Source organism: Bradyrhizobium sp. ma5 (assembly GCF_042258955.1).
Taxonomy (GTDB): Bacteria; Pseudomonadota; Alphaproteobacteria; order Rhizobiales; family Xanthobacteraceae; genus Bradyrhizobium.
The window spans coordinates 8,294,351-8,318,594 of sequence record NZ_CP170156.1 but is presented as its reverse complement, the minus strand read 5'-3'; the positions used below and the strand labels follow the sequence as shown (position 1 = coordinate 8,318,594).

23 protein-coding genes are annotated in these 24,244 nt (G+C 65.7%); 16 read left to right on the top strand and 7 right to left on the bottom strand.

All coding sequences use genetic code 11. The features are described 5' to 3' along the window. Positions 1-207: 207 nt before the first annotated feature. From ACE103_RS39340 to ACE103_RS39310, 7 genes are all read left to right on the top strand, one after another. Positions 208-684 carry a hypothetical protein gene (locus tag ACE103_RS39340; RefSeq protein WP_375777346.1) on the top strand — a complete coding sequence of 159 codons (477 nt, stop codon included), beginning with the start codon at positions 208-210 and terminating at the stop codon, positions 682-684. Between the two features lie 193 nt (positions 685-877). Continuing rightward, the gene (locus tag ACE103_RS39335) at positions 878-1,012 is read left to right on the top strand and encodes a hypothetical protein (protein WP_263009965.1); all 135 of its coding nucleotides are present in this window, start codon (positions 878-880) and stop codon (positions 1,010-1,012) included. An 18-nt stretch (positions 1,013-1,030) separates the two neighbouring features. Beyond that, entirely contained in the window at positions 1,031-1,621 is a 591-nt protein-coding gene (locus ACE103_RS39330; RefSeq protein WP_375777345.1) for an SCO family protein, read from the top strand. Positions 1,622-1,712: 91 nt separating this feature from the next. Next, positions 1,713-2,762: a transporter substrate-binding domain-containing protein gene (locus tag ACE103_RS39325; protein ID WP_375777344.1), complete on the top strand. Its 1,050-nt coding sequence runs from the start codon at positions 1,713-1,715 to the stop codon at positions 2,760-2,762. Positions 2,763-2,870: 108 nt separating this feature from the next. Then, complete coding sequence (locus tag ACE103_RS39320) at positions 2,871-4,511, top strand: lysine--tRNA ligase (RefSeq protein WP_223966069.1); 1,641 nt, start codon at positions 2,871-2,873, stop codon at positions 4,509-4,511. Between the two features lie 228 nt (positions 4,512-4,739). Then, on the top strand, positions 4,740-5,525 hold the full coding sequence (locus tag ACE103_RS39315; RefSeq protein ID WP_375777343.1) for a class II aldolase/adducin family protein: 786 nt from the start codon (positions 4,740-4,742) through the stop codon (positions 5,523-5,525). 98 nt (positions 5,526-5,623) lie between these two features. Then, the gene (locus tag ACE103_RS39310; RefSeq protein WP_375777342.1) at positions 5,624-6,061 is read left to right on the top strand and encodes a c-type cytochrome; all 438 of its coding nucleotides are present in this window, start codon (positions 5,624-5,626) and stop codon (positions 6,059-6,061) included. A 1-nt stretch (position 6,062) separates the two neighbouring features. On the opposite strand, the gene ACE103_RS39305 is transcribed toward ACE103_RS39310, so the two are convergent. Next, positions 6,063-6,716, bottom strand: coding sequence for a helix-turn-helix transcriptional regulator (locus ACE103_RS39305; protein WP_223966072.1), 654 nt, complete (start codon positions 6,714-6,716; stop codon positions 6,063-6,065). A gap of 200 nt (positions 6,717-6,916) precedes the next feature. Here ACE103_RS39305 and ACE103_RS39300 point away from each other — a divergent pair, with 200 nt between their 5' ends. Then, positions 6,917-7,261: a DUF952 domain-containing protein gene (locus ACE103_RS39300; protein ID WP_163153508.1), complete on the top strand. Its 345-nt coding sequence runs from the start codon at positions 6,917-6,919 to the stop codon at positions 7,259-7,261. Next, the gene (locus ACE103_RS39295; RefSeq protein WP_223966075.1) at positions 7,258-8,355 is read left to right on the top strand and encodes a quinone-dependent dihydroorotate dehydrogenase; all 1,098 of its coding nucleotides are present in this window, start codon (positions 7,258-7,260) and stop codon (positions 8,353-8,355) included. The genes ACE103_RS39300 and ACE103_RS39295 overlap by 4 nt, the downstream gene beginning before the upstream one ends. A gap of 226 nt (positions 8,356-8,581) precedes the next feature. On the opposite strand, the gene ACE103_RS39290 is transcribed toward ACE103_RS39295, so the two are convergent. The 5 genes from ACE103_RS39290 to ACE103_RS39270 form a co-directional block, all read right to left on the bottom strand. Beyond that, positions 8,582-9,904: an MATE family efflux transporter gene (locus tag ACE103_RS39290; RefSeq protein ID WP_375777341.1), complete on the bottom strand. Its 1,323-nt coding sequence runs from the start codon at positions 9,902-9,904 to the stop codon at positions 8,582-8,584. A gap of 120 nt (positions 9,905-10,024) precedes the next feature. Beyond that, positions 10,025-10,759, bottom strand: a complete 735-nt coding sequence (locus ACE103_RS39285) for an MBL fold metallo-hydrolase (RefSeq protein ID WP_375777340.1) — start codon at positions 10,757-10,759, stop codon at positions 10,025-10,027. Positions 10,760-10,781: 22 nt separating this feature from the next. After that, positions 10,782-11,093 carry a DUF6460 domain-containing protein gene (locus tag ACE103_RS39280; RefSeq protein WP_375777339.1) on the bottom strand — a complete coding sequence of 104 codons (312 nt, stop codon included), beginning with the start codon at positions 11,091-11,093 and terminating at the stop codon, positions 10,782-10,784. A gap of 95 nt (positions 11,094-11,188) precedes the next feature. Next, complete coding sequence (locus ACE103_RS39275) at positions 11,189-12,841, bottom strand: cisplatin damage response ATP-dependent DNA ligase (protein ID WP_375777338.1); 1,653 nt, start codon at positions 12,839-12,841, stop codon at positions 11,189-11,191. Next, entirely contained in the window at positions 12,838-13,917 is a 1,080-nt protein-coding gene (locus ACE103_RS39270) for a ligase-associated DNA damage response exonuclease (protein ID WP_375777337.1), read from the bottom strand. Before ACE103_RS39270 ends, ACE103_RS39275 begins: the two co-directional genes overlap by 4 nt. Positions 13,918-14,050: 133 nt before the next feature. Between ACE103_RS39270 and ACE103_RS39265 the strand changes: the two genes are divergently transcribed. The 4 genes from ACE103_RS39265 (at position 14,051) to pdeM (ending at position 20,081) form a co-directional block, all read left to right on the top strand. Then, positions 14,051-14,977 carry a methyltransferase domain-containing protein gene (locus ACE103_RS39265; protein WP_375777336.1) on the top strand — a complete coding sequence of 309 codons (927 nt, stop codon included), beginning with the start codon at positions 14,051-14,053 and terminating at the stop codon, positions 14,975-14,977. Between the two features lie 316 nt (positions 14,978-15,293). Continuing rightward, positions 15,294-16,520 carry an ABC transporter substrate-binding protein gene (locus ACE103_RS39260; protein WP_375777335.1) on the top strand — a complete coding sequence of 409 codons (1,227 nt, stop codon included), beginning with the start codon at positions 15,294-15,296 and terminating at the stop codon, positions 16,518-16,520. 219 nt (positions 16,521-16,739) lie between these two features. Beyond that, positions 16,740-19,355 (top strand): ligase-associated DNA damage response DEXH box helicase, encoded by a 2,616-nt coding sequence (locus tag ACE103_RS39255; RefSeq protein WP_375781270.1) that lies wholly within the window; start codon positions 16,740-16,742, stop codon positions 19,353-19,355. Positions 19,356-19,409: 54 nt separating this feature from the next. Next, the gene (pdeM, locus tag ACE103_RS39250; protein WP_223966086.1) at positions 19,410-20,081 is read left to right on the top strand and encodes a ligase-associated DNA damage response endonuclease PdeM; all 672 of its coding nucleotides are present in this window, start codon (positions 19,410-19,412) and stop codon (positions 20,079-20,081) included. Between the two features lie 122 nt (positions 20,082-20,203). Here pdeM and ACE103_RS39245 read toward each other — a convergent pair whose 3' ends face one another. Further along, on the bottom strand, positions 20,204-21,067 hold the full coding sequence (locus ACE103_RS39245) for a LysR family transcriptional regulator (RefSeq protein ID WP_223966088.1): 864 nt from the start codon (positions 21,065-21,067) through the stop codon (positions 20,204-20,206). Positions 21,068-21,163: 96 nt separating this feature from the next. Here ACE103_RS39245 and ACE103_RS39240 point away from each other — a divergent pair, with 96 nt between their 5' ends. From ACE103_RS39240 to ACE103_RS39230, 3 genes are read left to right on the top strand one after another with little or no spacing between them, the layout of a single operon-like run. Next, positions 21,164-22,090: a DMT family transporter gene (locus ACE103_RS39240; RefSeq protein ID WP_375777334.1), complete on the top strand. Its 927-nt coding sequence runs from the start codon at positions 21,164-21,166 to the stop codon at positions 22,088-22,090. Then, on the top strand, positions 22,087-22,851 hold the full coding sequence (locus ACE103_RS39235; protein ID WP_375777333.1) for an MBL fold metallo-hydrolase: 765 nt from the start codon (positions 22,087-22,089) through the stop codon (positions 22,849-22,851). Before ACE103_RS39240 ends, ACE103_RS39235 begins: the two co-directional genes overlap by 4 nt. A 58-nt stretch (positions 22,852-22,909) precedes the next feature. Then, positions 22,910-24,241: an NRAMP family divalent metal transporter gene (locus ACE103_RS39230; protein WP_223966092.1), complete on the top strand. Its 1,332-nt coding sequence runs from the start codon at positions 22,910-22,912 to the stop codon at positions 24,239-24,241. Positions 24,242-24,244 lie beyond the last annotated feature (3 nt).

The following is a 24,244-nucleotide window of genomic DNA, read 5'->3' as shown; positions in this document are numbered from 1 at the left end:
GCCTGTGGCGCCGAGGCATCAAACAGTTGCGGCAAGTTGTTCCAGTTTGGGACCTTTTCCACACGTCACTGCAGCGCCCGCGCAACACCCAATTTGAATTTGTTTTGACTGGCTTCGCTCGTCTGGACAAAAATCGGCGGCGGCAACACGCTCACGATTGTCTTGCATCACAGACCAACAGATTCGGTTTCGACTGGGGCTGGCCAAATGAAGTTGATGACGGGGTTGCTCGCTGCGGTTCTCCTGCTGGCGGGAATGGGGGCGTCTCAGGCAGTGGTCAGGATCGCCGACGATCGCGGCGGCAAGATCGGCATCTATGTCGACAAGTATCAGGACCTGCGCACATCGGGTGAGACCGTGATCATCGACGGGCTGTGCGCCTCGGCCTGCACCATCGTGCTCGGCAAGGTCCCGCATGACCGGATCTGTGTGACCTCACACGCCAGCCTCGGCTTCCATGCCGCCTGGGATTACGGCGACAACGGCCGCCCGGTCCCGAATCCCGAAGCCACCCATATGCTGTACCTGATGTACCCGCCGGCGGTCCGCAAATGGATCATGGACCGCGGTGGCCTGACCCGGCACATGATCTTCCTGCGCGGCAAGCAACTGCAGGCGCTGTACAAACCGTGCTACCTCAACGCCCAAGCCTCGGCGCCGAAACCCGCCGAGCCCGCGCACTGAGCTGCTGATCTCGGCGAGCGCCCTCTACCGGCAAGCCAGGCATCACGAGGTGTTCGCTCGTAATCGCCTCGCTATCATTTGACGGCCCGCGACGGCCATTGCGCTTGCTGCCTGCCGGAACCCGGCTTATCTCAACCGCATGGTTCAGCCGATCTCCACCCGATCCGAGCTCGTGACGGCTCCGCAGGGCCGGGTGGCATCTGCAATCCTGTGGGGCGCTGCCGGAATCGGCGGATTGGCCTTGCTCGCCGCTGCCGCGCTCTGGTTCCACTACGGGACCGCGGTGTTTTTCGAAATGATCACGGCCGGCATCGCCGCCTGCTTCTGACAAGGACGCCCTCGCATCATGCCCCGGACCACGCGCCCATTGGTGATCTTTGCTGCCTTCGCGGGCAGTCTGGCGGTCGGCCTGTTCCTCATGTTGTGGGCGGTCGGCGGCCTGCGCACCGTCGCCGCGCCGGCCGCGATCGGCGGGCCGTTCCAGCTCACCGACCAGGCCGGGCAGACCGTCACCGACAAGAACCTCCAGGGCAAGCCGACGCTGATCTTCTTCGGCTTCACCCACTGCCCGGACATCTGCCCGACCTCGCTGTTCGAGATTTCGGAGGTCCTGAAGGCGATGGGCAAGGACGCCGACCGCGTGAACGCCTATTTCGTCTCGGTCGACCCGGAACGCGACACCGCCACGGCGATGAAGGATTACCTGTCGAGCTTCGATCCGCACCTCAAAGGCCTGACCGGCGATCCCGCCGCGATCGCCAAGGTGCTGTCGAGCTACCGGGTCTACGCCAAGAAGGTGCCGCTGAAGGATGGCGACTACACGATGGATCACACCGCGCTGATCTATTTGATGGACCGCGACGGCCATTTCGTCGCGCCGTTCAATCTGAAACGCACGCCAGAAGAGGCGGCCGTCGATCTCAAACGGTATCTCTAACCGCCATTTCCGGTTCAGAATTAACCCATTCGGCGCTCGATTCGGGCGCCGAATGGTCTATAAGCCGTTCAATTCCCTGATATTGCCGGTTATGCCAAATCCGTCTGCCCAGCCTTTTGCCGTCCGCTCGCGCCAGCTTCGCCTGGCGGCGGGATTGATGGCGGCCGTCGTGCTGGCCATGGCGGGATCAGCGGTCGCACAGACGCCTCCGGTACCGCCGGCACAGACCCCGGCGGCGAAGACAGCACCTGCGCCAGCTGCGCCCGCCAAGCCTGTCCCCGCACAAGCGGCACCAGCGACGCCCCCGGTAGCAACGCCGCCGGCAGCTGCCGCCCCGTCGCCTCCGAACCAGCCGCCCAAGGCGGCCGAGGCCGCGCCGCAAGCGGTGCCGGGCTTCTGGGACCCGCGACGACGGCCCGATCGGCCCGACTTGTCACGCCTCACCGTGATCCGCTTCCTGACCGAGACCGATTATCCGCCGTTCAACTTCACCGGTCCTGACGGCAATCCGGCCGGCTTCAATGTCGACCTGGCGCGCGCGCTCTGCGACGAGATCAAGGTCACCTGCACCATCCAGATGCGCCGCTTCGAGACCCTGATCGATGCACTGGGGACCAACCGGGGCGATGCCATCATCGCGTCGATGGCGGTGACGCCGCAACTGCGCGCCAAGGTCGATTTCACCGATCCCTATTACCGTGCGCCGGCGCGCTTCGCGTCGCGCCGCGACAACGTGATGCCGGAAATCCGCCCGGAATATCTCGAGGGCAAGAAGGTCGGCGTCATCGCCGGCACCTCGCACGAGGCCTACCTCAAGGCGATGTTCACCGACGCCGAGATCCATTCCTATCCGGATAGCGACGCGCTGCGCGCGGCGCTGCGCCGCGGCGAGGTCGACTTCATCTTTGGCGATGCGATCTCGCTCGCGTTCTGGATCAACGGCACCGATTCCTCCGAATGCTGCGCGTTTTCGGGCGGGCCCTTTGTCGAAAGCCGCTATTTCGGCGAGGGTGTCGGCATCGCCGTGCGCAAGGGCAACGATCTGCTCCGGCAGTCGCTGAACTGGGCGCTGTTCCGGATCTGGGAAAAAGGCCGCTTCACCGATCTGTGGCTGCGCTATTTCTCGATCAGTCCGTTCTGACGCTGTGGTCCTTATCTCTCCCCGCAAGAGCGGGGCGAGGGAGCGCAGTTTTGCATTTTGCCGCGAAAGCGTTAGTTTTCGCGGCCGTTTTGGAGAAAGCCTGAAGAAATGTCCGTGATTGATCTTGCTGCCAGCCCGAGCGACCTGCGGGCGCTCGCCGAACAATCCAACGCCTGGCCGTTCGAGCAGGCGAAAGCGATTGTGGCGCGGCTGAAGAAAAATCCGAAGGACGAGGTGCTGTTCGAGACCGGCTATGGCCCCTCGGGCCTGCCGCATATCGGCACCTTCGGCGAAGTCGCGCGAACCACGATGGTGCGCCACGCCTTTCGCGTGCTCACCGAGGACAAGATCAAGACGCGCCTGCTCGCCTTCTCCGACGACATGGATGGCTTGCGCAAGGTGCCGGACAATGTGCCGAACAAGGAAATGCTGGCGCAGTATCTCGGCAAGCCGCTGACCAAGGTGCCCGATCCGTTCGGCACCCATCCGAGCTTCGGCCAGCACAATAATGCGCGGCTGCGCGCCTTCCTCGATCAGTTCGGCTTCGACTACGAATTCGCGAGCTCGACCGAGTATTACACCTCCGGCCGGTTCGATGCCGCGCTGCTGCGCATGCTGGAGCGGATCGAGAAGGTGATGGCGATCATGCTGCCGTCACTGCGCGAGGAGCGGGCGGCGAGCTACTCGCCGTTCCTGCCGATCTGTCCGCGCACCGGCCTCGTGCTCTACGTGCCGGTGACGGCGCACGACGCCAAGGCCGGCACGATCTCCTATGAGGATCCCGAGACCAAGGAGAGCGTCACCGTTCCCGTCACCGGCGGCCGCTGCAAGCTGCAATGGAAGCCGGATTGGGCGATGCGCTGGTACGCGCTCGGCGTCGACTATGAAATGGCCGGCAAGGACCTGATCGATTCGGTGAAGCTGTCCGCCAAGATCTGCGCGGCGCTCGGCGGCACGCCGCCGGAGGGCTTCAACTACGAGCTGTTCCTCGACGAGAAGGGCCAGAAGATCTCGAAGTCGAAGGGCAACGGGCTCACGATCGACGAATGGCTGCGCTACGCCTCGCCGGAATCGCTGTCGCTGTTCATGTACCGCGAGCCCAAGGCGGCGAAGCGGCTCTATTTCGACGTCATCCCGCGCAATGTCGACGACTACCAGCAGTTCCTCGACGGCTTCACGCGGCAGGAGCCGCGGCAGCAGCTGCAAAATCCGGTCTGGCACATCCATTCCGGCAAGCCGCCGCAGGCCGACATGCCCGTCACCTTCCAGCTCTTGCTGACGCTGGTGTCGTCGTCGAATGCGGAGAACGCCGCGACGCTGTGGGGCTTCATCGGCCGCTACCGGCCGGGCGTGACGCCCGAGAGCCATCCGAAGCTCGATGCGATGGTCGGTTATGCCATCAACTACTATCGCGACTTTGTGGCGCCGACCAAGCAGTTCCGCGAGCCCACTGAAGCTGAGCGCGCCGCGCTGCAAGACCTGCGCGATGCCCTCGCCAACATGCCGGCGGATGCGACCGCGGAAGACATCCAGAACGTGGTCTACGAGATCGGCCGCCGCGAGCCGTTCCTCGACATGGTCAAGAAGGGCAAGGACGGCCGGCCCGGCGTCTCGCTCGACTGGTTCAACATGCTCTACCAGGTGCTGCTCGGCCAGGAGAAGGGCCCGCGCTTCGGCTCCTTCGTCGCGGTCTACGGCGTGCAGAACGCGGTCAACATGATCGACGGCGCGCTGGCGCGGTCGTCGTAGGGAACCGAGTAGGGTGGGTTAGCGAAGCGTAACCCACCACCTGTGTCGCGGACGAGCGGTGGGTTACGCCTTCGGCTAACCCACCATACGGCTGCGGCGTAGCGCCGCAAAATGCGGATGGCTGATCCCCGGCAATTTCAGCCGGGGTTGCGCCGGATTGCGTTACACTCCGCCCCATAAAATCAGCACGGCCTCCGTCGAGAGGCCGGCACAGATGGGAGCATGCGCATGCAGTTCAGGGTTTCGCCGACATCGCTGCAGGATAGTACGAGCGCCGAGGAATGGCAGGCGCGGGTCGATCTCGCGGCCGCGCATCGGCTCGCCTACATCCACGGCTTTTCGGAAGGCATCTTCAATCATCTCACCTTCGTGGTGCCCGGCCGCACCGATCGCTACTACCAGATCCCGTTCGGCATGCACTGGTCGGAGGTCACCGCGTCGTCCTTCATGGAGGTCGGCATCGACGATGCCGAGGTGAAGCGCGGCGAGGGCGAGGTCGAGCGATCCTGCTTTTGCATCCATGCGCCGATCCACAAGGCGCTGCCGCAGGCCAAGGCGGTGTTCCACACCCATATGCCGTATGCGAGCGCGCTGACGCGGCTCGAGGATCCGCGCATCAAGGAGATCGGCCAGACCGAGGTCGGGCTGTCGGAGGCGATCGCCTATGACGATCTCTACACCGGCCCTGCGCTCAATCCCGAGGAAGGCGCGCGGCTGGCCAGGGTGATCGGTAACAAGACCATCCTGTTCATGGCCAACCATGGCATCTCGACCGTCGGCGAGACCGTCGCCGATGCCTATGACCGGCTCTATTACATCGAGCGCGCCGCGCAGGTGCAAATCTATGCGATGTGGACTCAGCAGCCGCTCAAGCAATTGCCGCAGCATGTGGTGGAGAAGACCAAGCGCGATTTCCGCGACGACCACCTCTACAACGGCCCAAGTCCCTCGCAGCGGCATTTCGATGCGCTGAAGCGGATGCTCGACCGCAAGGAGCCGGACTACGCGACGTAGGCGGAGGGTCCGGGAGGGCGCGCGACTACGCCCTTGATCCTGATTGTCGTCCGCTCGCTGTGCGGCAGAATACGCCAGCGCAGAAGCGGAGGCGTACCATGGCGACATTGTCGGCTGGCCTGGAATCGATCCGGATCGGAGCGGTTGCAGTAGCATTCGCTGCGATCATGTTCCCGACAACCGGCCGCGCGGACGGGCCGCGGCCGGACGTTGCATCGCTCCCGGTGTCGGTCGATGCGACGCTCGAGCAGGTGGTGCTCGGCGACCGCATCTTTCACGGCGAGGCGGCGAACGGAACCTGCTTTCAATGCCACGGCCACGATGCGAAGGGGACCAGCAACGGCAATGACCTGACGGTCGGAAGCCTGATCTGGGGCGACAGTCTCGCGATGATCAAGAAGACCATTCGCAACAATATCGCGCTCGCGCCGGGGCGCGACGGCGACCTCACCGACGGCGATGTCGACGCAGTCGCCGCCTATGTCTGGTCGCTCGTGCACCAGGACCGGATGCAGAGTCAGAGCGCGGCGAAATAGCTTACTGGCTCGCCCACACCACGCGCGCGATCCACGTGACTTCCTCGGCATCGAGCATGCGGTCGGGGTGCTCCGGATTGAGCGATGCGAGTTCCAGTACCTTGCCGGTGCGTCGCTTCAGTTCCTTCACCATCACCTCGCCGCCGGTCGTGCGCACCACGACGCGGTCGCCGCGGCGGATCGCGGTCGCGGGTGACACCACGATGATGTCACCTTCGCGATAGGCCGGCTTCATCGAGTCGCCCTCGATCTCCAGTGCATAGGCGTGCTCGTCTGATGTCGCCGGCAGAGCCACTTCATCCCAGCCCTTGCCGGCGGGAAAGCCAGAGTCGTCGAAATAGCCGCCGGCGCCGGCCTGCGCGAAACCGATCAACGGCACCGATTGGCCGCCGCGCGGACCATCACCGAGCAACTGCACGAAGGTCTCCATGCTGGCATTGCTCGCGGCCAGCGCCTTGGAGAGCGATTCGGTCGACGGCCAGCGCTCGCGCCCGTCGCCAGTCACGCGCTTGGACTTGTTGAAGGTGGTCGGGTCGAGACCGGATTGCTTGGCAAGGCCTGATGGCGACAGGCCGGCGCGTTCGGCGAGCCGGTCGAGCGCGGCCCAGACCTGCGCGTGGGTCAGCGGTCGGGCGGCTTTGGGCTGTTTGGCCATCGAGGATACCCCGGATGGTAGGAATTATTACCTGAAACTGGGCGTTTCCGCAAATCTGCCGTCGGATGTGCCCTGGCACCGCTTGAGTTGCGACGCCGCCGCCGATACGGTCCCTCGCTCGCCGAATGGCGTGCGGGGCATTTCCCCTCAAATCCGGATAAAACCCCAAGAGACTCAAGGACAAAAGGGAAGGCCGGGCCGTGCCCATGATCTACAAAATCACTCCCGCTTCGGCCTGGCGCGAGGCCGAGCGGCAGGGCGTCTACCGGGGCAGTGCGGACGACAATCGCGACGGCTTCATCCATTTTTCGACCGCCGCCCAGGTGGCCGAGACCGCGCGCAAGCACTACCACGGGCAAACCGGCCTGTTCCTGGTCGCGGTCGATGCGGATGCGCTCGGCGACGCCTTGCGCTGGGAACGCTCGCGCAATGACGAATTGTTCCCGCATCTCTATGGCGAACTCGACCTCGGCGCGGTCACCGAAATCCTCAGCCTGCGCGCGCGCTCCGACGGCGGCCACGACGTTCCGGAGCTCAAGCCGTGATCCGTGCCTTCGATGCCTTCTCGCTGCCGCTGCTGCGCTGGTTCGATCCGGAAGATGCTCATCGCATGGCGATCCAGGGCCTGAAGCTGCTGCCGCCGATCCGGCAGCGGCCAGATGATCCCAAGCTCGCGGTGCGCGCCTTCGGGCTGAACTTTCCGAATCCGATCGGCATGGCGGCGGGCTTCGACAAGAGCGCCGAGGTGCCCGACGCGCTGCTGCGGCTGGGATTCGGCTTTGTCGAGATCGGCTCGGTGACGCCGAAGCCGCAGGCCGGCAACCCGCGGCCGCGGCTGTTTCGCCTCGAGCGCGACGAGGCCGTCATCAACCGCATGGGCTTCAACAATGACGGCGAGGAAGCCGTGCTGCGCCGGCTCGCGGCGCGCGCCAACGGCAGCGGCATCATCGGGGTCAATGTCGGGGCCAACAAGGATTCGACCGACCGCGTCGCCGATTATGTGAAGCTGATCGAGACGTTCGCCCCGGTCGCGAGCTATTTCACCGTCAACGTCTCCTCGCCGAATACGCCGGGCCTGCGCAATCTGCAGCAATCGGCCGCGCTCGACGATTTGCTGGCGCGGGTGATCGATACCCGCGAGCGCGTGCGCAAGAACGCCGGCGATTCGCCGGTGCTGCTGAAGGTCGCGCCGGACCTCAGCCTCGCCGAGCTCGACGATGTCGTGCATATTGCCCGCTCGCGGCGCGTCGACGGCATGATCGTCGCCAACACCACGCTGGCGCGGCCCACGACCTTGCGCGAGGAGAACCGCGCCAGGGAGCAGGGCGGCCTGTCGGGACGTCCGCTGTTCCGTCTCTCGACGCGAATGGTCGCCGAGACCTATGTCCGTGTCGAAGGCGCATTTCCGCTGATCGGCGTCGGCGGCATCGATAGCGGCGGCGCCGCGCTGACCAAGATCCGCGCCGGGGCCAGCCTGATCCAGCTCTATTCCTCGCTGGTCTACAAGGGCATCGGCCTGGTCGACGACATCAAGCGCGATCTGTCCTCGACCCTGCTGCGGACCGGCCGCGACTCGCTGTCGGAAATTGTCGGTGCCGATGCTGCGACCATTACGGCCGAGGATTGGCCGGTGCGATAGTGTTCTTACCTCGCCCCGCTTGCGGGGAGAGGCGTAGGCCGCCTTCGGCGGCCGTTTAGAACGCCGAAGCAGAGCTTCGGCTGCGTCGCATCGCAGATGCGATCCGGGTGAGGGGGAGCTTCCGCGTATCGGCTCTTGCCATTGCGCGGAGACAGCCCCTCACCCCAGCCCTTTCCCCGCAAGAGCGGGGCGAGGAAGCAGAGCATCGCTCCATCCGGGCTACGAGCTACGATTTGAACGTCTTCCTCAGCAGCGCCGGATAGCGCAGGCCCTGCAGGCCGCCGCGCGCGACGTAGAAGCCGAGCAGCGCAATCCAGAGACCGGTGTTGCCGAATCCGCTGAGCGCCCACCAGGTGGCGAGGAAGATCGCGAGCGAGGCCAGCATCAAGTTGCGCATCTCGCGCGCCCAGGTCGCGCCGACATAGATGCCGTCAAAGCCGAACGCGAACACGCCGGGCAGAGGTGCCAGGATCACGAACACCAGGAACTCGCGCGCTGAGCTGCGCACGCCCTCGCTGGTCGTCATCAGATTGATCAGCGCCGGCCCGAACAGCGCGAACAGCACCGAGACGACCAGCGCGAAGCCTATGCCCCACAGCAGCACCAGCCGGGTTGAATCGGCAAAGCCGCGCGCGTCGCGGGCGCCGAAGGCGCGGCCGCAGAGCTGTTGCGCGGCGTTGGCGAGGCCGTCGAGGAAGAAGGCGCTCACCAGCAGGAAATTGTTCAGCACCGAATTCGCCGCCAGCGTGACGTCGCCTTCGCGCGCGCCCTTGGCGGTGAAGAACAGGAACACGACGATCAGCGCCGCGGTGCGGACCATGATGTCGCGGTTGACGGCCAGCATGCGCATCAGCTTGGCGCGGTCGAACAGCGTGGCCGCAGGCACGGCAAAGCCGCCCTGCGAGATCCGCCATGCCACCACGATGCCGGCAGCGAAGCCGCTGGTCTCGGCGAGCACCGCTGCGATCGCGGCCCCGGCGATGCCGGCGCCGTAGACCTGCACCAGCAGCACGGTTGCGGCCATGTTGATCAGGTTGATCACGATCTGCAGCACCAGAGCCAGATTGGCGCGTGCCTGCCCGACCAGCCAGCCCAGGATGACGTAATTGGCGAGCGCCAGCGGCGCCGACCAGATCCGGATCATGAAATAGCTCTTGGCGGCGCGCGTGACGCCTTCGCTGCCGCCCATCAGCTGGAATGTGATTGCGGCGAGCGGCACCTGCAAGGCGATCAGCGCCGCGCCGATCAGGCCGGCGACGATGAAGCCGCGCACCAGGATGGCGGCATATTCCTGCGGCTCGCCCGCGCCCTGCGCCTGCGCGGTGAAGGCCAGCGTGCTCATGCGCAGGAAGGCGAACAGCCAGAACAGGCAGTCGAAGAACACCGAGGCCATCGCCACCCCGCCGAGCAGCGCGGCATCGTCGAGACGGCCGATCGCGGTGGTCGAGACGATGCCGATCAGCGGCGTGGTCAGGTTGGCGACCATCGCGGGACCGGCGATGGCGAACACCTGGCGGGTCGTGATCTTCGGGTGAACGGGTGCGTGCATAGCTACAGTTGCAAGGAATATGCGCTTGTATCGCGACATCCGTCGCGCGACCATGCCCGAATTGTCCTCAGAGCAATGCGGTGGCGGAGGGGCGGGGTGGCCTGCAAGGCAATCGCACGGTCAAAACGCCACGACCATGCCGTCACTCGCCGCCGTGTAGGGCAGGTCGTCGACGCGGCCGAGCATGTCGTCGCTCATATGGGTCAGCACCACGCGCTTGGCATTGATGGCCGGCAAATGCGCCTCCAGTGTTTTCAGGCTGAGATGGTTCCTGACCATCTTGTCGTAGGTATAGGCCTCAGTGATGACGAGGTCGGCGTTCTGCGCGGCCGGGATCAGCGCGTCGGTCCACTCGGTGTCGGCGCTGTAGCTGACGACGCGGCCTTCGGCCTCGACGCGGTAGGCGAGAAACGGTCCACCGGATTCGCCGTGCACCACGGGGTAGGGCGTCACGGCCACCTCGCCGAAGCTGCGCCGCTCCTGCGGTGCGAGCGTGACGACGGACAGATCGAAGCGTTGCTTGGTCTTGGAGGAATGCTCGAACATCACCTCCATCACCTCAGGCAACTTCGTTTCGATGCCTTGCGGCCCGGCGATCACGAGCGGCCGGGTGCGGCGGGAGAATTGCGCGTCGAGCAGGAAGAACGGCAGGCCGGCGAAATGATCGCCATGGAAATGCGTGATCAGAATCAGGTCGATCGCGTCGCGGTCGATCTCGAGCCGCTTCAGCGCCGGCAGCGAGGAGGCGCCGCAGTCGATCAGGAAATTGACGCGCGCGCCGCTGACATGGAAGCAGGTGTTGAAGCGGCCTCCGGAGCCGAACGCATCGCCGCAGCCGACAAATTGCAATTGCATCGGCTGCGGGCTTTCCCTGGGATCAGCGGCCGCGCGGCGCGCCGAACAGCCGCGACAACAGCCAGATCGGGACCACGATCACGGCGCCGAGCAGGAAGTAGCGCCACGCCCAGTTGATCGCGTCGAAGCCGAAATCCCAGAGGCTCTGGAATAGCCGGCGGACGCTGTACAGAATGTTCCATGGGTCGAGGCCGATCGCGGCGAGCACAACGCCGACCAGGATCGAGAGCAGGATCAGCCGGAACGCCACCGAGAGCGGCGATCCGCCGAGAAAGCGGTACAGGCCGTCACTCTGGCTGTGGCCGGCCGGCAAGTCCCGGATGTTGTCTGGCATTGCTATCTCCCGCGGAATCGCCCGCATTATAGGTCACGGCGCAGCACATGGGAAACCGTGGGCCGCGATCAATGGCTGCCCTGCGGCTTGCGGGTTTAACTTCCTGTCATGGAGATTAACATCCGTTCAAGTGTCTCCAGCCGGTCGGCCTCGCGCGGCGGCTTGTCCCAGCGCAGGCGACTGATCCGGGGAAAGCGCATCGCGACGCCGGATTTGTGACGCGGCGAGCGCTGTAAGCCCTCGAAGGCGACTTCCAGCACCAGCCCCTGATCCGGCTCGTGCACGACATGCCGCACCGGGCCGAACTTCTCGGTGGTGTTGCGGCGGACGAAGCGGTCGATCTGCAGCAGTTCCTCGTCGGTGAAGCCGAAATACGCTTTGCCGACCGGCACCAGCTCGTCGCCGGCCTCTCCACGGGTCCAGACCCCGAACGTGTAGTCGGAATAATAGGACGAGCGCTTGCCGTGGCCGCGCTGGGCATACATCAGCACCGCGTCGATGATGTGCGGATCGCGCTTCCACTTCCACCATGGGCCCTTCGGCCGTCCGGGCAGATAGGGCGCGTCGCGCCGCTTCACCATCACGCCTTCGACCGCGTCGGCGTCGTCGCTGGCGCCCGCGCTCTTCGGATCGGCGCGCGCCGCAGCCAGTTCTTGCCAGCTCGCGAACGGAACCGTCGGCGACAGATCGATGCGCGGATCGTTCAACCTGGTGACGAAGGCTTCGAGATGCGCGCGGCGTTCGGTGAAGGGCAGCTCGCGCAAATCGTTTTCGCCGTCGCCGAGCAGGTCGTAGGCACGCAGATGGATCGGAAACTCCTTGATCAGCTTCGGCGAGACCACCTTGCGGTTCAGCCGCTGCTGCAACACGTTGAAGGTCTGCACGCGGCCGTCGCGCAGCACCAGCAATTCGCCGTCGATCGCGCCGGGAAGATGCAGCGACGGCACGAGGTCGGGGAAGCTGCCGGTGATGTCCTCGCCGGTGCGCGAATAGAGCCGCGCCTGAATATGGCCGCGCGCGTCGTGGCCGGCGACAGCCTGCACGCGGATGCCGTCCCACTTCCATTCCGCGCTGAAATCGGCGGCGTCGAGATTGGCAAAATCGCTATCCTCGATCGCATGCGCCAGCATCACCGGGCGGAACGGCGTCGGATCGCTATTGACCGGCTTGTCGCCGCGGCCTTCGAGCCAGGCGAACAATTCGAGATAGGGCGGCGACAGGCCCGGCCACATCAGCTCGATTTCGTGCGGGTCCTTCTCGCCGAGCGCCGCCGCCGCGGTCTTCGCCAGCCGCGCCGAGATCCCGATCCGCATCGCGCCGGTGACGAGTTTCAGCAGCGCCCAGCGCCCGGTCTCGTCGAGCTCGTCCAGCCAGCGCGCCAGCTGCGCCGGCAGTTCGGCCTTGCCGAGCGTGCGCAGCGTGGTGACGACGTCGGTGAGGGTGGGAGGCGGCGGGTTGTTGTGGCCCGGCAGCTCCGCCTTCGGCCACATCAGCGCGACGGTCTCGGAGAGATCGCCGACATAATCATACGAGTAGCCGAACAGCGCCGGGTCGGTGCGTTCGGTGATCAGGTCGCGGATCAAGCCCGGCTTGGCGTGCTTGAACGACAGCGCGCCGGTCAGCGCCGCCAGCGCGTAGCCGCGGTCGGGATCCTCGGTCTCGCGAAAGTAGCCAACCAGCAGCTTGATCTTGTTGTTGCGGCCCGGCTCGTAGGCGAGGCGGTCGAGCAACTCGGCAAAGCGGTTCATGGCTTCTTGGTCTCGCCGACGGGCTGGTCCTCGCCGGCAGGCTGGGCCTCGCCGTTGACCGCTGCCGGCTCGCTTTCGTCCTCGTCGCCATAGCCGACCAGATCGAGCGGCCGCGCCGCAAGGCCCTTGCTCTTGCACCAATGCACCAGCGCATCTTCCTGGCCGTGGGTAACCCAGATCTCGCCTGCACCAGTGGCTGCGACCGTCGCCGTCAGCCCGTTCCAGTCGGCGTGATCCGAGATCACCAGCGGCAGCTCGATGCCGCCTTGCCGCGCGCGGGCGCGCACGCGCATCCAGCCCGACGCAAAAGCCGTGACCGGATCGGGAAAGCGCCGGGTCCAGACGTCTGATGTCGCGCTCGGCGGTGCCAGCGTGATGGTGCCGGCGAGTTCGGCCTTCTTCATGCCGCGCGCGGGCCGGAGCTCGCCGAGCGGAATGCCGCGCTCCTGGTAATAATAGGTGATCTTCTCCATCGCGCCGTGCAGATAGATCGGCGCGTCGTAGCCGGCCTCGCGCAGCAGCGCGATCACGCGCTGTGCCTTGCCGAGCGAATAGGCGCCGACCAGGTGTGCGCGTTCCGGAAACAGTTTTGCGGAGGCCAGCAGTTTCTTCACCTCTTCGGCGGCATCGCCATGGCGAAACACCGGAAGACCAAAAGTCGCCTCCGTGATGAAGACATCGCAGGGCACCAGCTCGAACGGCGCGCAGGTCGGGTCGCGCGCGTCCTTGTAGTCGCCGGAGGCGACGATGCGGGTGTCCTTGCAGGTGACCGATATCTGCGCGGAGCCCAACACATGCCCGGCGGGATGAAAGGTCACCGTGACGTCGCCGAGCCTGATCTCCTCGCCGTAAGCGACCGCCTGCACTGAGCCGGCGAAATTCTCGCCGTAGCGCAGCCGCATCATGTCGAGCGTTTCCTGGGTCGCAAGCACCGCGCCGTGGCCCGGCCGCGCATGGTCGGAATGGCCATGCGTGATCAGTGCCCGTTCGACCGGCCTGACAGGATCGATGTGGAAGCCGCCGGGCTTGCAGCAAAGCCCGGCCGGGACGGGCATCAGGATATCTTGCGGGCGCATTCTCTCTATATAGGCGCTCTCTCCGCGATGTTTAGCCGTCATGCGCGGGCTTGACCCGCGCATCCATCTCCGGAAAGAGTCCGTGCTTTGATGGATGGCCGGACCCCGGCCCAGATGGTTCCTTAGAAAGCGAATGGCCCCCCGCCTGTTTCTGTCCTCCGGCGACCTCGTTGCCGACCGCCGCTACGGGTTCGCGCGCGACCTGCAATTGAAGGGTGATCTGCCGGCCGCCGCCGAGCTGCTCGAACAGGCGATCGAGCTGGTACCGAAATTCCCGTCGGCCTGGTACACGCTGGGCAAGGTCCGCCTCGAGCTCGGCCAGCGTGAAGCCGCGATCGCAGCCTTCCGCGCCGCGCGCGATGCCGATCCCGAAGACCGCCACGGCGCCGGCCTGCATTTGATGCAGCTCGGCGTCGAGGCCGTCAGCGCGATGCCGCCGGGCTATGTGCAGACGTTGTTCGATCAATATGCACCGCGCTTCGAGGCCGCGCTGGTCGGCGATCTCGGCTATCGCGGCCCGGCACTGCTGTTCAAGGCGGTGCTGTCGGTGCGCGCCTCTGCGAGGAAGCCGGCGTTCTTCAAGCGCGCGATCGATCTCGGCTGCGGCACCGGCCTCGCGGCTGCTGCATTCGCTGATCACGTCGATCGATTCATCGGCATCGACCTGTCGCCGCGCATGATCGACAAGTCGCGTGCCACCGGGTTCTATGCCGAGCTCGAGGTCGACGACATGCTGAAGGGCATTTCAGGCAAGCCGGACGCCAGCGCCGAATTGATCCTCGCGGCCGATGCGATGGTCTATGTCGCCGATCTCGCGCCGGTGCTCGCCGAGGCCGCGCGCGTGCTGGTCGGGGGCGGCGTGCTCGCCTTCACCACCGAGACCCATGATGGCGAGGGTGTCATCCTCGGCGAAGGATTGCGTTACGCCCACAGTGCGCCGTACGTGCGCGCCTCCGCCGCCGCCGCCGGGTTGACGCTGGCTCTGCTCGACGATCTCTCGGCGCGCAATGAGGACAACATCCCGGCGCCCGGGCTCGTCGCCGTGGCCGTCAAGCCGTGATGCTCTTACCCTCCCCTGGAGGGGGAGGGTCGGTTCACATTGAGCGAAGCGAAATGAGAGCCGGGGTGGGGTGAATCCCTCAACACGAGCAGCGCTGAGGTGGAGAGACTTTCACCCCACCTCGCCGCTCATTGCATTCGCGTCGATCCTCCCCCTCAAGGGGAGGATAAGAGCGCGATCCTTCGCATGCCGATCCCAACTTGAGTCTACACGCTACGCATTTGCCGTGACGCGGCATTGCGCCGCAAAGCGGTGACTTCGCGCTTGCCCGGCGCAGGGCGGAATGCGAGAGCTTTTCGCCTCAGGGAGAGAAACAATGAAAAAACATACGCGGCGCGAGTTCGGCGCCACCGCATTGTCCGCGATCGCAGTGTCCGTGCTGCCTGCGCCGTTCGTCCGGGCCGCCGACAAGAAGTACGATCCGGGTTCGAGCGACACCGAGATCAAGCTCGGCCAGACCGTGCCGCATTCCGGCCCCGGCTCGCTCTACGGCGTGCTCGGCCGCGTCGGCGAAGCCTATTTCCAGATGCTGAACGACAAGGGCGGCATCAACGGCCGCAAGGTGAAATTCCTCACCATGGACGACGCCTACAGCGCGCCGAAATGCGTCGAGGCGACGCGCCGCCTGGTCGAGCAGGAGGAGGTGCTGGCGCTCTATGGCTCGCTCGGCACCGCGCCGCAGACAGCCGTGCACAAATACCTCAATTCCAAAGGAGTGCCGCAGCTGTTGCTCAACACCGGCGCCTCGAAATGGAACGATCCGAAGAACAACAAGTGGACCATGGCGGGCCTGCCGCTCTATCCGACCGAAGCCCGCATCCTTGCCAAGCACGTCGTCAGCGTGAAGCCGAACGCGAAGATCGGCATCCTCTATCAGAACGACGATTTCGGCCGCGACTTCCTCGGTCCGTTCAAGAAGGTGCTGGCCGATGCAGGCGGCAAGGCACAGGTGATCATGGAGCAGACCTACGATCTCACCGATCCGACGGTCGATTCCCAGCTCATCAATCTCTCGAAGTCGGGCGCCGACGTGTTCTACAACATCAGCACCGGCAAGGCGACGTCGCAGTCGATCCGCAAGGTGGCCGAGCTCGGCTGGAAGCCGCTGCAGCTGTTGTCGGCGGGCTCGACCGGTCGCTCGATCCTGAGCGCTGCGGGGCTCGAGAACGCCAAGGACATCGTCGCGATCCGCTACAACAAGGAAGTCGGCGTGCCCCGCTACGAGAAGGATGCGGATGTAGTCGCGTTCGAGGAGCTGCGCAAGAAGTACCTGCCGAACATCGATCCTGATAACACCATCGCCTTCGCCGGCTACGGCCAGGCGGCGACGATGGGCGAAATCCTGCGCCGCTGCGGCGACGATCTGACCCGAGCCAACGTGCTGAAGCACGCCACCACGCTGGCCGGTTTCCACTCGCCCTATTTCCTCGACGGCATCAATTACAGCTATACGCCCGACGACTACACGCCGATGAAGACGCTCTATGTCTCGATCTTCAACGGCAAGGACTGGGACCTCTCCGGCGAGCCGATGACGGAGTAGGGCGGGCAACTCTGTTTCGTCGTCCCGGCGAAGGCCGGGACCCATAACCACCGTTATCTGTGACATGGAAGGCTGCGGCCCCAGCGTCACCCCACAACTCGCATTGGGGTAATGGGTCCCGGCCTTCGCCGGGACGACGTGAAGGGCGGCACCCCCTGCCACCTGCCGCCATTTTCGTCCGCCCTCGACGAAACCCGCTGAACCACCTACCTCTTGGGCGTGTCGACGCTCGATCTCTTTTCCGTCCCGCCGTCGGAAACGGCCGATCTCTTGCCGCGCCGGTTTCGCGACTGGTTCACCTCACGCGGCTGGTCGCCGCGCGAGCATCAGCTCGCGCTGCTGGCGAAGGCGCGCGAGGAACGTTCCGCGCTGCTGATCGCGCCGACCGGCGCCGGCAAGACGCTGGCAGGGTTCCTGCCGACGCTGGTGGAATTGGCGGGCGAACCGGGTGGCAGCAAACCGCTCCGGCAAGCGAGTGAGGCGGCTGTCGCAGCCGATCCGAGGCCAAAAGTCGTCTCTACCGGCCGCGGCGTTCGCCGTTCCAGCGGGCTGCATACGCTCTACATCTCGCCGCTGAAGGCGCTCGCGGTCGACATCGCGCGCAATCTGGAGACGCCGGTGGCCGAGATGGGGCTGCCGATCCGGATCGAGACCCGCACCGGCGACACGCCGGTGTCGCGGCGGCAGCGGCAGCGGCGCTATCCGCCGGACATTCTGCTCACCACGCCGGAACAGCTGGCGCTGCTGCTGGCCTCCGACGACGCGCCGTTTCTGTTCGCCTCGCTGAAGCGCATCGTGCTCGACGAGTTGCATGCGCTGGTCACCTCCAAGCGTGGTGACCTGCTGTCGCTCGGGCTTGCGCGGCTCTGGACCATTGCACCGCAGGCGCGCGCCATCGGTCTTTCGGCTACGGTGGCCGAGCCGGAACAACTTGCGCGTTTCCTGGTGCCGCAGCCGGGCGGCGAGAGCGTGTCCGCCGACGTCGTGATCGCCGGCGGCGCTGCGCCGCCGGTGGTCGAGATGCTCGACACGCGGGAGCGGCTGCCGTGGTCCGGCCACAGCGCGCGCCACGCACTGCCCGAGGTCTATGAGCTGATCAAGCGCAACAAGACCACGCTGGTGTTCGTCAACACCCGCAGCCAGGCCGAGATGCTGTTCCAGGATCTGTGGCGCATGAACGACGACGGGCTCGCAATCGCGCTGCATCACGGCTCGCTCGATGTCGCGCAGCGCCGCAAGGTCGAGGACGCGATGGCCGCCGGCCGGCTGCGCGGTGTGGTCTGCACCTCCTCGCTCGACCTCGGCGTCGACTGGGGCGATGTCGACCTTGTCATCAATATCGGCGCCCCAAAAGGCTCATCGCGGCTGATGCAGCGGATCGGCCGCGCCAACCACCGTTTCGACGAGGCCTCGCGCGCCGTGCTGGTGCCGGCCAATCGCTTCGAGGTGCTGGAATGCGCCGTCGCGATCGACGCAATCGCGGAGAATGCGCAGGACACGCCGCCCTTGCGCTTGGGCGCGCTCGACGTTCTGGCCCAGCACGTACTCGGCTGCGCCTGCGGCAAGCCGTTCCTGTCCGATGAACTCTACGATGAGGTCAGGACCGCGGCGCCCTACGCGTCGCTGGCGCGAACCGATTTCGATGACGTCGTCGACTTCGTCGCGACCGGCGGCTACGCGCTGAAGACCTATGAGCGCTTCGCGCGCATCAAGCAGGACAAGCAGGGCCGCTGGCGCGTCACCAATCCCAAGGTGCGGCAGAGCTACCGCCTCAACGTCGGCACCATCGTCGAGGAGACCATGCTGAAGGTGCGGTTGGTGCGCTCGCGCGCCGGCGGGAGCGGTTCGACCGGCGCGATCGCCCGCGGCGGCCGGATGCTCGGCGAGATCGAGGAGGTCTTCATCGAAGGCCTCGTGCCCGCCGACACTTTCGTCTTTGGCGGTGAGGTGGTGCGCTACGAGGCCTTGGTTGAAGACCAGGTCTATGTCTCCCGCGCCAATGACAAAGATGCAAAAGTGCCGTCCTACATGGGCGGCAAGTTCCCGCTGTCGACCTATCTCGCCGAACGCGTGCGGAAACTGCTGGACAACAGCAGGGCCTGGAACGGATTGCCGGACCAGGTGCACGACTGGCTGTCGCTGCAGCGAAAGTTCTCGCGGGTGCCCGCGGCGCGCGAACTGCTGGTGGAAACCTTTCCGCGGGGTGGCAGCCATTACCTGGTCTGCTACCCCTTCGAGGGCCGGCTCGCGCACCAGACGCTCGGCATGCTGCTGACGCGCCGGCTGGAGCGCGGCCGCGCCCGCCCGCTCGGCTTCGTCGCCAATGAATATGCGCTCGCGGTCTGGGGCGTCGGCGATCTCTCCTTCATGATCCGGCATGGCAAGCTCGATCTCAACGCGCTGTTCGATCCCGACATGCTCGGCGACGACCTCGAAGCGTGGCTTGCGGAATCCGCGCTGATGAAGCGCACCTTCCGCAACTGCGCCATCATCTCGGGGCTGATCGCGCGCCGCTTCACCGACGAGGAGAAGTCGCGCCGCCAGGTGCTGTTCTCGACCGATTTGATCTACGACGTGCTGCGCAAGCACCAGGCCGACCACGTGCTGCTGCGCGCCGCGCGCGGCGATGCCGCCACGGGATTGCTCGATCTCCGCCGCCTCAGCGACATGCTTTCGCGCATCCACGGCCGAATCACCCACAAGGACCTCGACCACGTTTCTCCGCTTGCCGTGCCCGCGCTGCTGGAAATCGGCCGCGAGTCAGTTTATGGCGAAGCATCCGACGAGCTTCTGGCCGAGGCGGCCGAGGAACTCGTGCGGGAGGCGACGACATAACTCTGGGGGCAGGACGTGACGGCAAGCGCGCTAGCTTTGCGAGACGGTGACGAGATGCGCGTTTCGACGGTCACGGTGGCGGATGTCGGCTTCGTGGCTGATTGCTCCGGTGCGCTGTTCTGGGAAGAGCGGAGCCTGCTCGTGGTGTCCGACCTGCATCTGGAAAAAGGCTCGAGCTTTGCTGCCCGCGGCGTGCTGCTGCCGCCTTACGATACGGTGGCGACGTTGAGCCGGCTTGCCGCCGTGATCGCGCGGCACGATCCGCGGCAGGTGATCGCGCTCGGCGACAGCTTCCACGACCGCGATGCGCATGCGCGCCTGTCGGAGCCGGATCGCGAGGCGCTCACGGCACTGCAAGTGCGGCGCAACTGGATCTGGATCTCGGGCAATCACGATCCGGCGCTACCGCCCAGTCTCGGCGGCGTGGTCGCGACCGAGGTTGCGATCGGCCCGATCGTGTTCCGCCATGAGCCGACCGGCGCTGCCGGCGAGATCGCCGGCCACCTTCACCCGAAGGCGCGGGTGCCGACCCGCGGCCGCTCGATCGAGCGCCGTTGTTTCGCCTCCGACGGCGAGCGCGCGGTGATGCCGGCTTTCGGTGCCTACACCGGCGGCCTGAGCATCCGCGATGCCGCGTTCGCGCGGATCTTCGGATCGCCGGGTTTCATGGCCCATGTGCTCGGCGACAACCGCGTCCATGCGTTTGCGGCGACGCGGTGTTATTGAGCCTTTTCCGTCATTCCGGGGCTCGCGAAGCGAGAGCCCGGAATCCATTAGGCCGCATCATCCGTGGATGAATGGATTCCGGGCTCGTGCTTCGCACGCCCCGGAATGACGGATGGATAATCTCACGCCGCCTTCGCCTGCACGCTCTCGCAATACTCCGCCAGCCGATCCGCCAGCCGCAGCGTTGCGGGGCTGGCTTCGGGGGCGGCGATGAGGGCGACTTCGGTGCGCTCGATCGGGGCAAAGCCGTCTTTTGCCGTCAGTACGCGATGCTCGGCCTGGATCGACATCTCGGACAGGATGCTTAAGCCCAGACCCGCGGCGACCGCGGCCTGGATGCCGGCGAGGCTGGAGGAGGTGTAGGCCATGTGCCAGTTGCGGCCGGCGCGTTCCAGCGCATGGATGGCATGGGCGCGATAGAGGCAGCCTGAGCCGAAGCCGATCAGCGGCACCGAACCGGTCGTCGTGTCGCGTGGATGGCTCTTGCTGGTGACCCAGTGCACCCGTTCCGGCCACACCGCGATGCCGCCCTTCTCGCTGGCGGCGCGCTTGATCAGCGCGAGGTCGAGATCGCCGCGCTCCAGGTCGCGGTACAGGAACAGGCTCTGGCCCGAGCGCACGTCGAGCCGCAGAGTCGGATGGCTGCGCGCGAAGGTCGCGAGCAATCGCGTCAGCCGGTAGGCGGCAAAATCCTCGGTGATGCCGATCCGGATCGCGCCTTCGCTGCCGGGGCGCGAGAGCACGTCGCGGGCTTCTTCCGCGAGTGACAACAGCCGCCGCGCATAGGTCAGCAGCCGCTCGCCGGCCTCCGTCGGGGTGACGTCCTTGCCGCTGCGGATCAGGAGCGGCTGGCCGACATCCTCCTCCAGGCGCTTGATCTGCTGGCTCACCGTCGATTGCGTGCGGTGGACGCGCTCTCCGGCGCGGGTGAAGCCGCCGGCATCGACCACCGAGACGAAACTGCGCAAGAGCTCCAGGTCGAGCATCGCAGCCTCCATTCATAAATCCACTGGAGATCAGTCTATCATTTAATTTCCAAATATCAAGGTGCGGGCCTAGATCAGGGGCAGAGGAGAACCCCCATGTCTGTTGCCCCCGCTGTCGCGATGCCCCGCACCCGCTTCAACACGTTGCCATTCTTGATCGCCTTGTTCTGCCTGCTGTGGAGCTACGCCTTCGTCGCCGGCAAGATCGGCGTCACCGATTGCCCGCCGCTGATCCTGCTCGCCGCGCGTTTCTCGCTCGCCGGCGTCCTGATCCTCGGCATCTCCATGCTGCGCCGGGATCAATGGGACCTCACCTGGCGCGACGCGGCGGTGTTCGCCGTGATCGGCGTCGCCAACAACGCCCTCTACCTCGGCCTCGGCTATACCGGCCTGAAGACGGTCTCGGCCGGCCTCGGCGCGCTGATCGTCTCGGCCAACCCGGTCTTCACCGCCATGCTGGCGGCGATGTTCCTCGGCGAGAGCATGACCCTGCGCAAGGTGATTGGTCTCCTGCTCGGCATCGCCGGCGTCGCCTTCATCGTCTGGCATCGCCTCAAGATCGGCACCGACAGCCCGCACGGCATCCTCTTCACATTGGCCTCGCTCGCCTCGATCGTCGCCGGCACCATGTTGTTCAAGCTGCTGGCGCCGAAGGGCAGCCTGTGGATCGGCAACGGCATCCAGAACATCGCCGGTGGCCTTGCGGTGATGCCGTTCGCCTTTGCGCTCTCCAGCGTCGGTGACATCGTGCCGAGCATGCGGCTCGCCGGTGCCTTCGCCTTCCTCGTGCTCGGCGGTTCGATCCTGGCCTATCTGCTCTGGTTTCATCTCCTGAAAGTGTGTGGCGCGACCGCCGCAAGCGCCTATCACTTCCTGATGCCGCCGCTCGGCATGCTGTTCGCCTATCTCGTGCTCGGCGAGCATGTCGAATTTCGCGATCTGCTCGGGATCGTTCCGGTCGCGCTCGGCATTTACCTGGTGACCCGCCCCGCCGCGGCTTCGCCCAAGAGGAGTGTGACGTGAGCATCACCATTACCCTGATCGGAGGCCCGACCGCCCTGATCGAGATCGACGGGTTCCGCCTGCTCACCGATCCGACCTTCGATGCACCCGGCGACTATCAACTACCGCACGTGAAACTGGAGAAGCTGACGTCACCCGCGCTTAGCGCGGGTGACGTCGGCGAGATCGATGCGGTGCTGCTGAGCCATGACCAGCATTCGGACAATCTCGACCATTCCGGCCGGGATTTCCTTAAAAGTTCGAAGCGCGTGCTGACGACGGAGGCAGGCGCCAAGCGGCTCGCCGGCAATGCCGAGGGTTTTGCGCCCTGGGCCACGACCACACTGACGAAGGGCGGCCGGACGCTTACCATCACTGCGACGCCGGCGCGGCACGGGCCCGCGGGCATCGAGCCGTTGTCCGGCGACGTCATCGGCTTTGTCCTGGAGCCGGCGAAGCCCGGCCGTCCGGTCTACGTCAGCGGCGACACCACCTGGTTCGACGGCGTCGCCGAGGTCGCGCGGCGCTTTGCCTGCGGCGTGGTGCTGCCGTTCGCGGGCGCGGCGCAGACCCGCGGGCCGTTCCATCTCACCATGGACACCAACGACACGATCGAGACCGCGCGCGCCTTCGCCGACGCGGTCATCGTGCCCGTCCATACCGATGGCTGGGCGCATTTCCGGCAGAACGCGGCTGACCTGCGTGCGAGTTTCGATACGCTCGGTTTCGGCCGCCGTCTGCGCATCCTCGAACCCGGCGTTGCCACGGTTATCGAGGGTTAGGTTTCATCCCAGGAACCTTGGCGGTATCCGGTCCGTTGTCAGGCGGCTGGAACCGGACATGACGCCGCAAGAGACGATCTCGCGACACGACAAGGACGGAGATGGGTCGGCGGGGAAGCCGCGGCGCGAGCCATTCAGCTTCAACCGCGTCGTGAAGTCGCTTGGCCCCGGCCTGATCACCGGCGCCTCCGATGACGATCCCTCGGGCATCGGCACCTACAGCCAGGCTGGCGCGCAACTCGGCTACGGCATCGGCTGGACCATGCTGCTGACCTTCCCGCTGATGACCGCGATCCAGGAGATCTCCGCGCGGGTCGGGCGTGTCACCGGGCACGGCATCGCGGGCAACGTCTGCAAGCATTATCCGGGCTGGCTGCTGATCATCGTGGTGACGCTGCTGTTCATCGCCAACACCGTCAACATCGCCGCTGACCTCTCGGCCATGGCGGACGCGACCAAGCTCCTGATCGGCGGTCCGGCCATCCTCTATGTCGTGCTGTTCGGCGTGACCTCGGTCGCCGCCCAGATCTTCATGAACTACCGGCGCTACGTCGCCGTCCTGAAATGGCTGACGCTCAGCCTGTTCGCCTATGTCGCGGCGCTCGCCTTTGCCAAGGTGTCGTGGATGCAGGCGCTGGCTGGTGTGCTCGTTCCGCGCCTGACCTGGAGCTCCGATTATTTCACCACCATCGTGGCGATCTTCGGCACAACCATCTCGCCCTATCTGTTCTTCTGGCAGGCCTCGCAGGAGGCGGAGGAGCAGCGGGTCGACGTCACCAAGCATCCGTTGATTGAGAAAGCTTATGGCGTACGGAAGGAATTTTCCCGCATTCGTGCCGACACCATCACCGGCATGGCGTTCTCCAACCTGATCGCGCTGTCGATCATCGTCACCGCCGCCGCGTCGCTGCACGCCGCGGGCAAGACCGATATCCAGACCTCGGCGCAGGCCGCCGAGGCGTTGCGCCCGATCGCCGGTCCCTTTGCCGAGGTGATCTTCGCGCTCGGCATCGTCGGCACCGGCCTCTTGGCGATCCCGGTGCTCGCGGGCGCGACCGCCTACGCGGTCGGCGAGGGCCGGCGATGGCCGGTCGGACTGGCACGCAAGCCGAAGGAGGCGATGGCGTTCTATTCGGTGCTGGCGCTGTCGGGCGGCATCGGCATCGCGCTCAACTTCACCCCGATCGATCCGATCTCGGCGCTGTACTGGAGCGCGGTCGTCAACGGCGTGCTTGCCGTGCCCGTGATGGTGCTGCTGATGGTCATGGCCCGCCACAAGGAGGTGATGGGACGCTTCGTGATCGGCGGGTGGCTCTACTGGCTCGGCTGGCTCTCGACCGCGGCGATGGCGCTCAGCGTGATCGCGATGGGGGTCGGGGTGCTTGTTTGATCA

What these genes read in the sequence shown, in the direction of transcription:
- ACE103_RS39340 (WP_375777346.1), top strand. Translation starts at nt 208, where the DNA reads ATGAAGTTGATGACGGGGTTGCTCGCTGCGGTTCTCCTGCTGGCGGGA.
- ACE103_RS39330 (WP_375777345.1), top strand. Translation starts at nt 1,031, where the DNA reads ATGCCCCGGACCACGCGCCCATTGGTGATCTTTGCTGCCTTCGCGGGC.
- ACE103_RS39325 (WP_375777344.1), top strand. Translation starts at nt 1,713, where the DNA reads ATGCCAAATCCGTCTGCCCAGCCTTTTGCCGTCCGCTCGCGCCAGCTT.
- ACE103_RS39320 (WP_223966069.1), top strand. Translation starts at nt 2,871, where the DNA reads ATGTCCGTGATTGATCTTGCTGCCAGCCCGAGCGACCTGCGGGCGCTC.
- ACE103_RS39315 (WP_375777343.1), top strand. Translation starts at nt 4,740, where the DNA reads ATGCAGTTCAGGGTTTCGCCGACATCGCTGCAGGATAGTACGAGCGCC.
- ACE103_RS39310 (WP_375777342.1), top strand. Translation starts at nt 5,624, where the DNA reads ATGGCGACATTGTCGGCTGGCCTGGAATCGATCCGGATCGGAGCGGTT.
- ACE103_RS39305 (WP_223966072.1), bottom strand. Translation starts at nt 6,716, where the DNA reads ATGGCCAAACAGCCCAAAGCCGCCCGACCGCTGACCCACGCGCAGGTC.
- ACE103_RS39290 (WP_375777341.1), bottom strand. Translation starts at nt 9,904, where the DNA reads ATGCACGCACCCGTTCACCCGAAGATCACGACCCGCCAGGTGTTCGCC.
- ACE103_RS39285 (WP_375777340.1), bottom strand. Translation starts at nt 10,759, where the DNA reads ATGCAATTGCAATTTGTCGGCTGCGGCGATGCGTTCGGCTCCGGAGGC.
- ACE103_RS39280 (WP_375777339.1), bottom strand. Translation starts at nt 11,093, where the DNA reads ATGCCAGACAACATCCGGGACTTGCCGGCCGGCCACAGCCAGAGTGAC.
- ACE103_RS39275 (WP_375777338.1), bottom strand. Translation starts at nt 12,841, where the DNA reads ATGAACCGCTTTGCCGAGTTGCTCGACCGCCTCGCCTACGAGCCGGGC.
- ACE103_RS39270 (WP_375777337.1), bottom strand. Translation starts at nt 13,917, where the DNA reads ATGCGCCCGCAAGATATCCTGATGCCCGTCCCGGCCGGGCTTTGCTGC.
- ACE103_RS39265 (WP_375777336.1), top strand. Translation starts at nt 14,051, where the DNA reads ATGGCCCCCCGCCTGTTTCTGTCCTCCGGCGACCTCGTTGCCGACCGC.
- ACE103_RS39260 (WP_375777335.1), top strand. Translation starts at nt 15,294, where the DNA reads ATGAAAAAACATACGCGGCGCGAGTTCGGCGCCACCGCATTGTCCGCG.
- pdeM (WP_223966086.1), top strand. Translation starts at nt 19,410, where the DNA reads ATGCGCGTTTCGACGGTCACGGTGGCGGATGTCGGCTTCGTGGCTGAT.
- ACE103_RS39245 (WP_223966088.1), bottom strand. Translation starts at nt 21,067, where the DNA reads ATGCTCGACCTGGAGCTCTTGCGCAGTTTCGTCTCGGTGGTCGATGCC.
- ACE103_RS39240 (WP_375777334.1), top strand. Translation starts at nt 21,164, where the DNA reads ATGTCTGTTGCCCCCGCTGTCGCGATGCCCCGCACCCGCTTCAACACG.
- ACE103_RS39230 (WP_223966092.1), top strand. Translation starts at nt 22,910, where the DNA reads ATGACGCCGCAAGAGACGATCTCGCGACACGACAAGGACGGAGATGGG.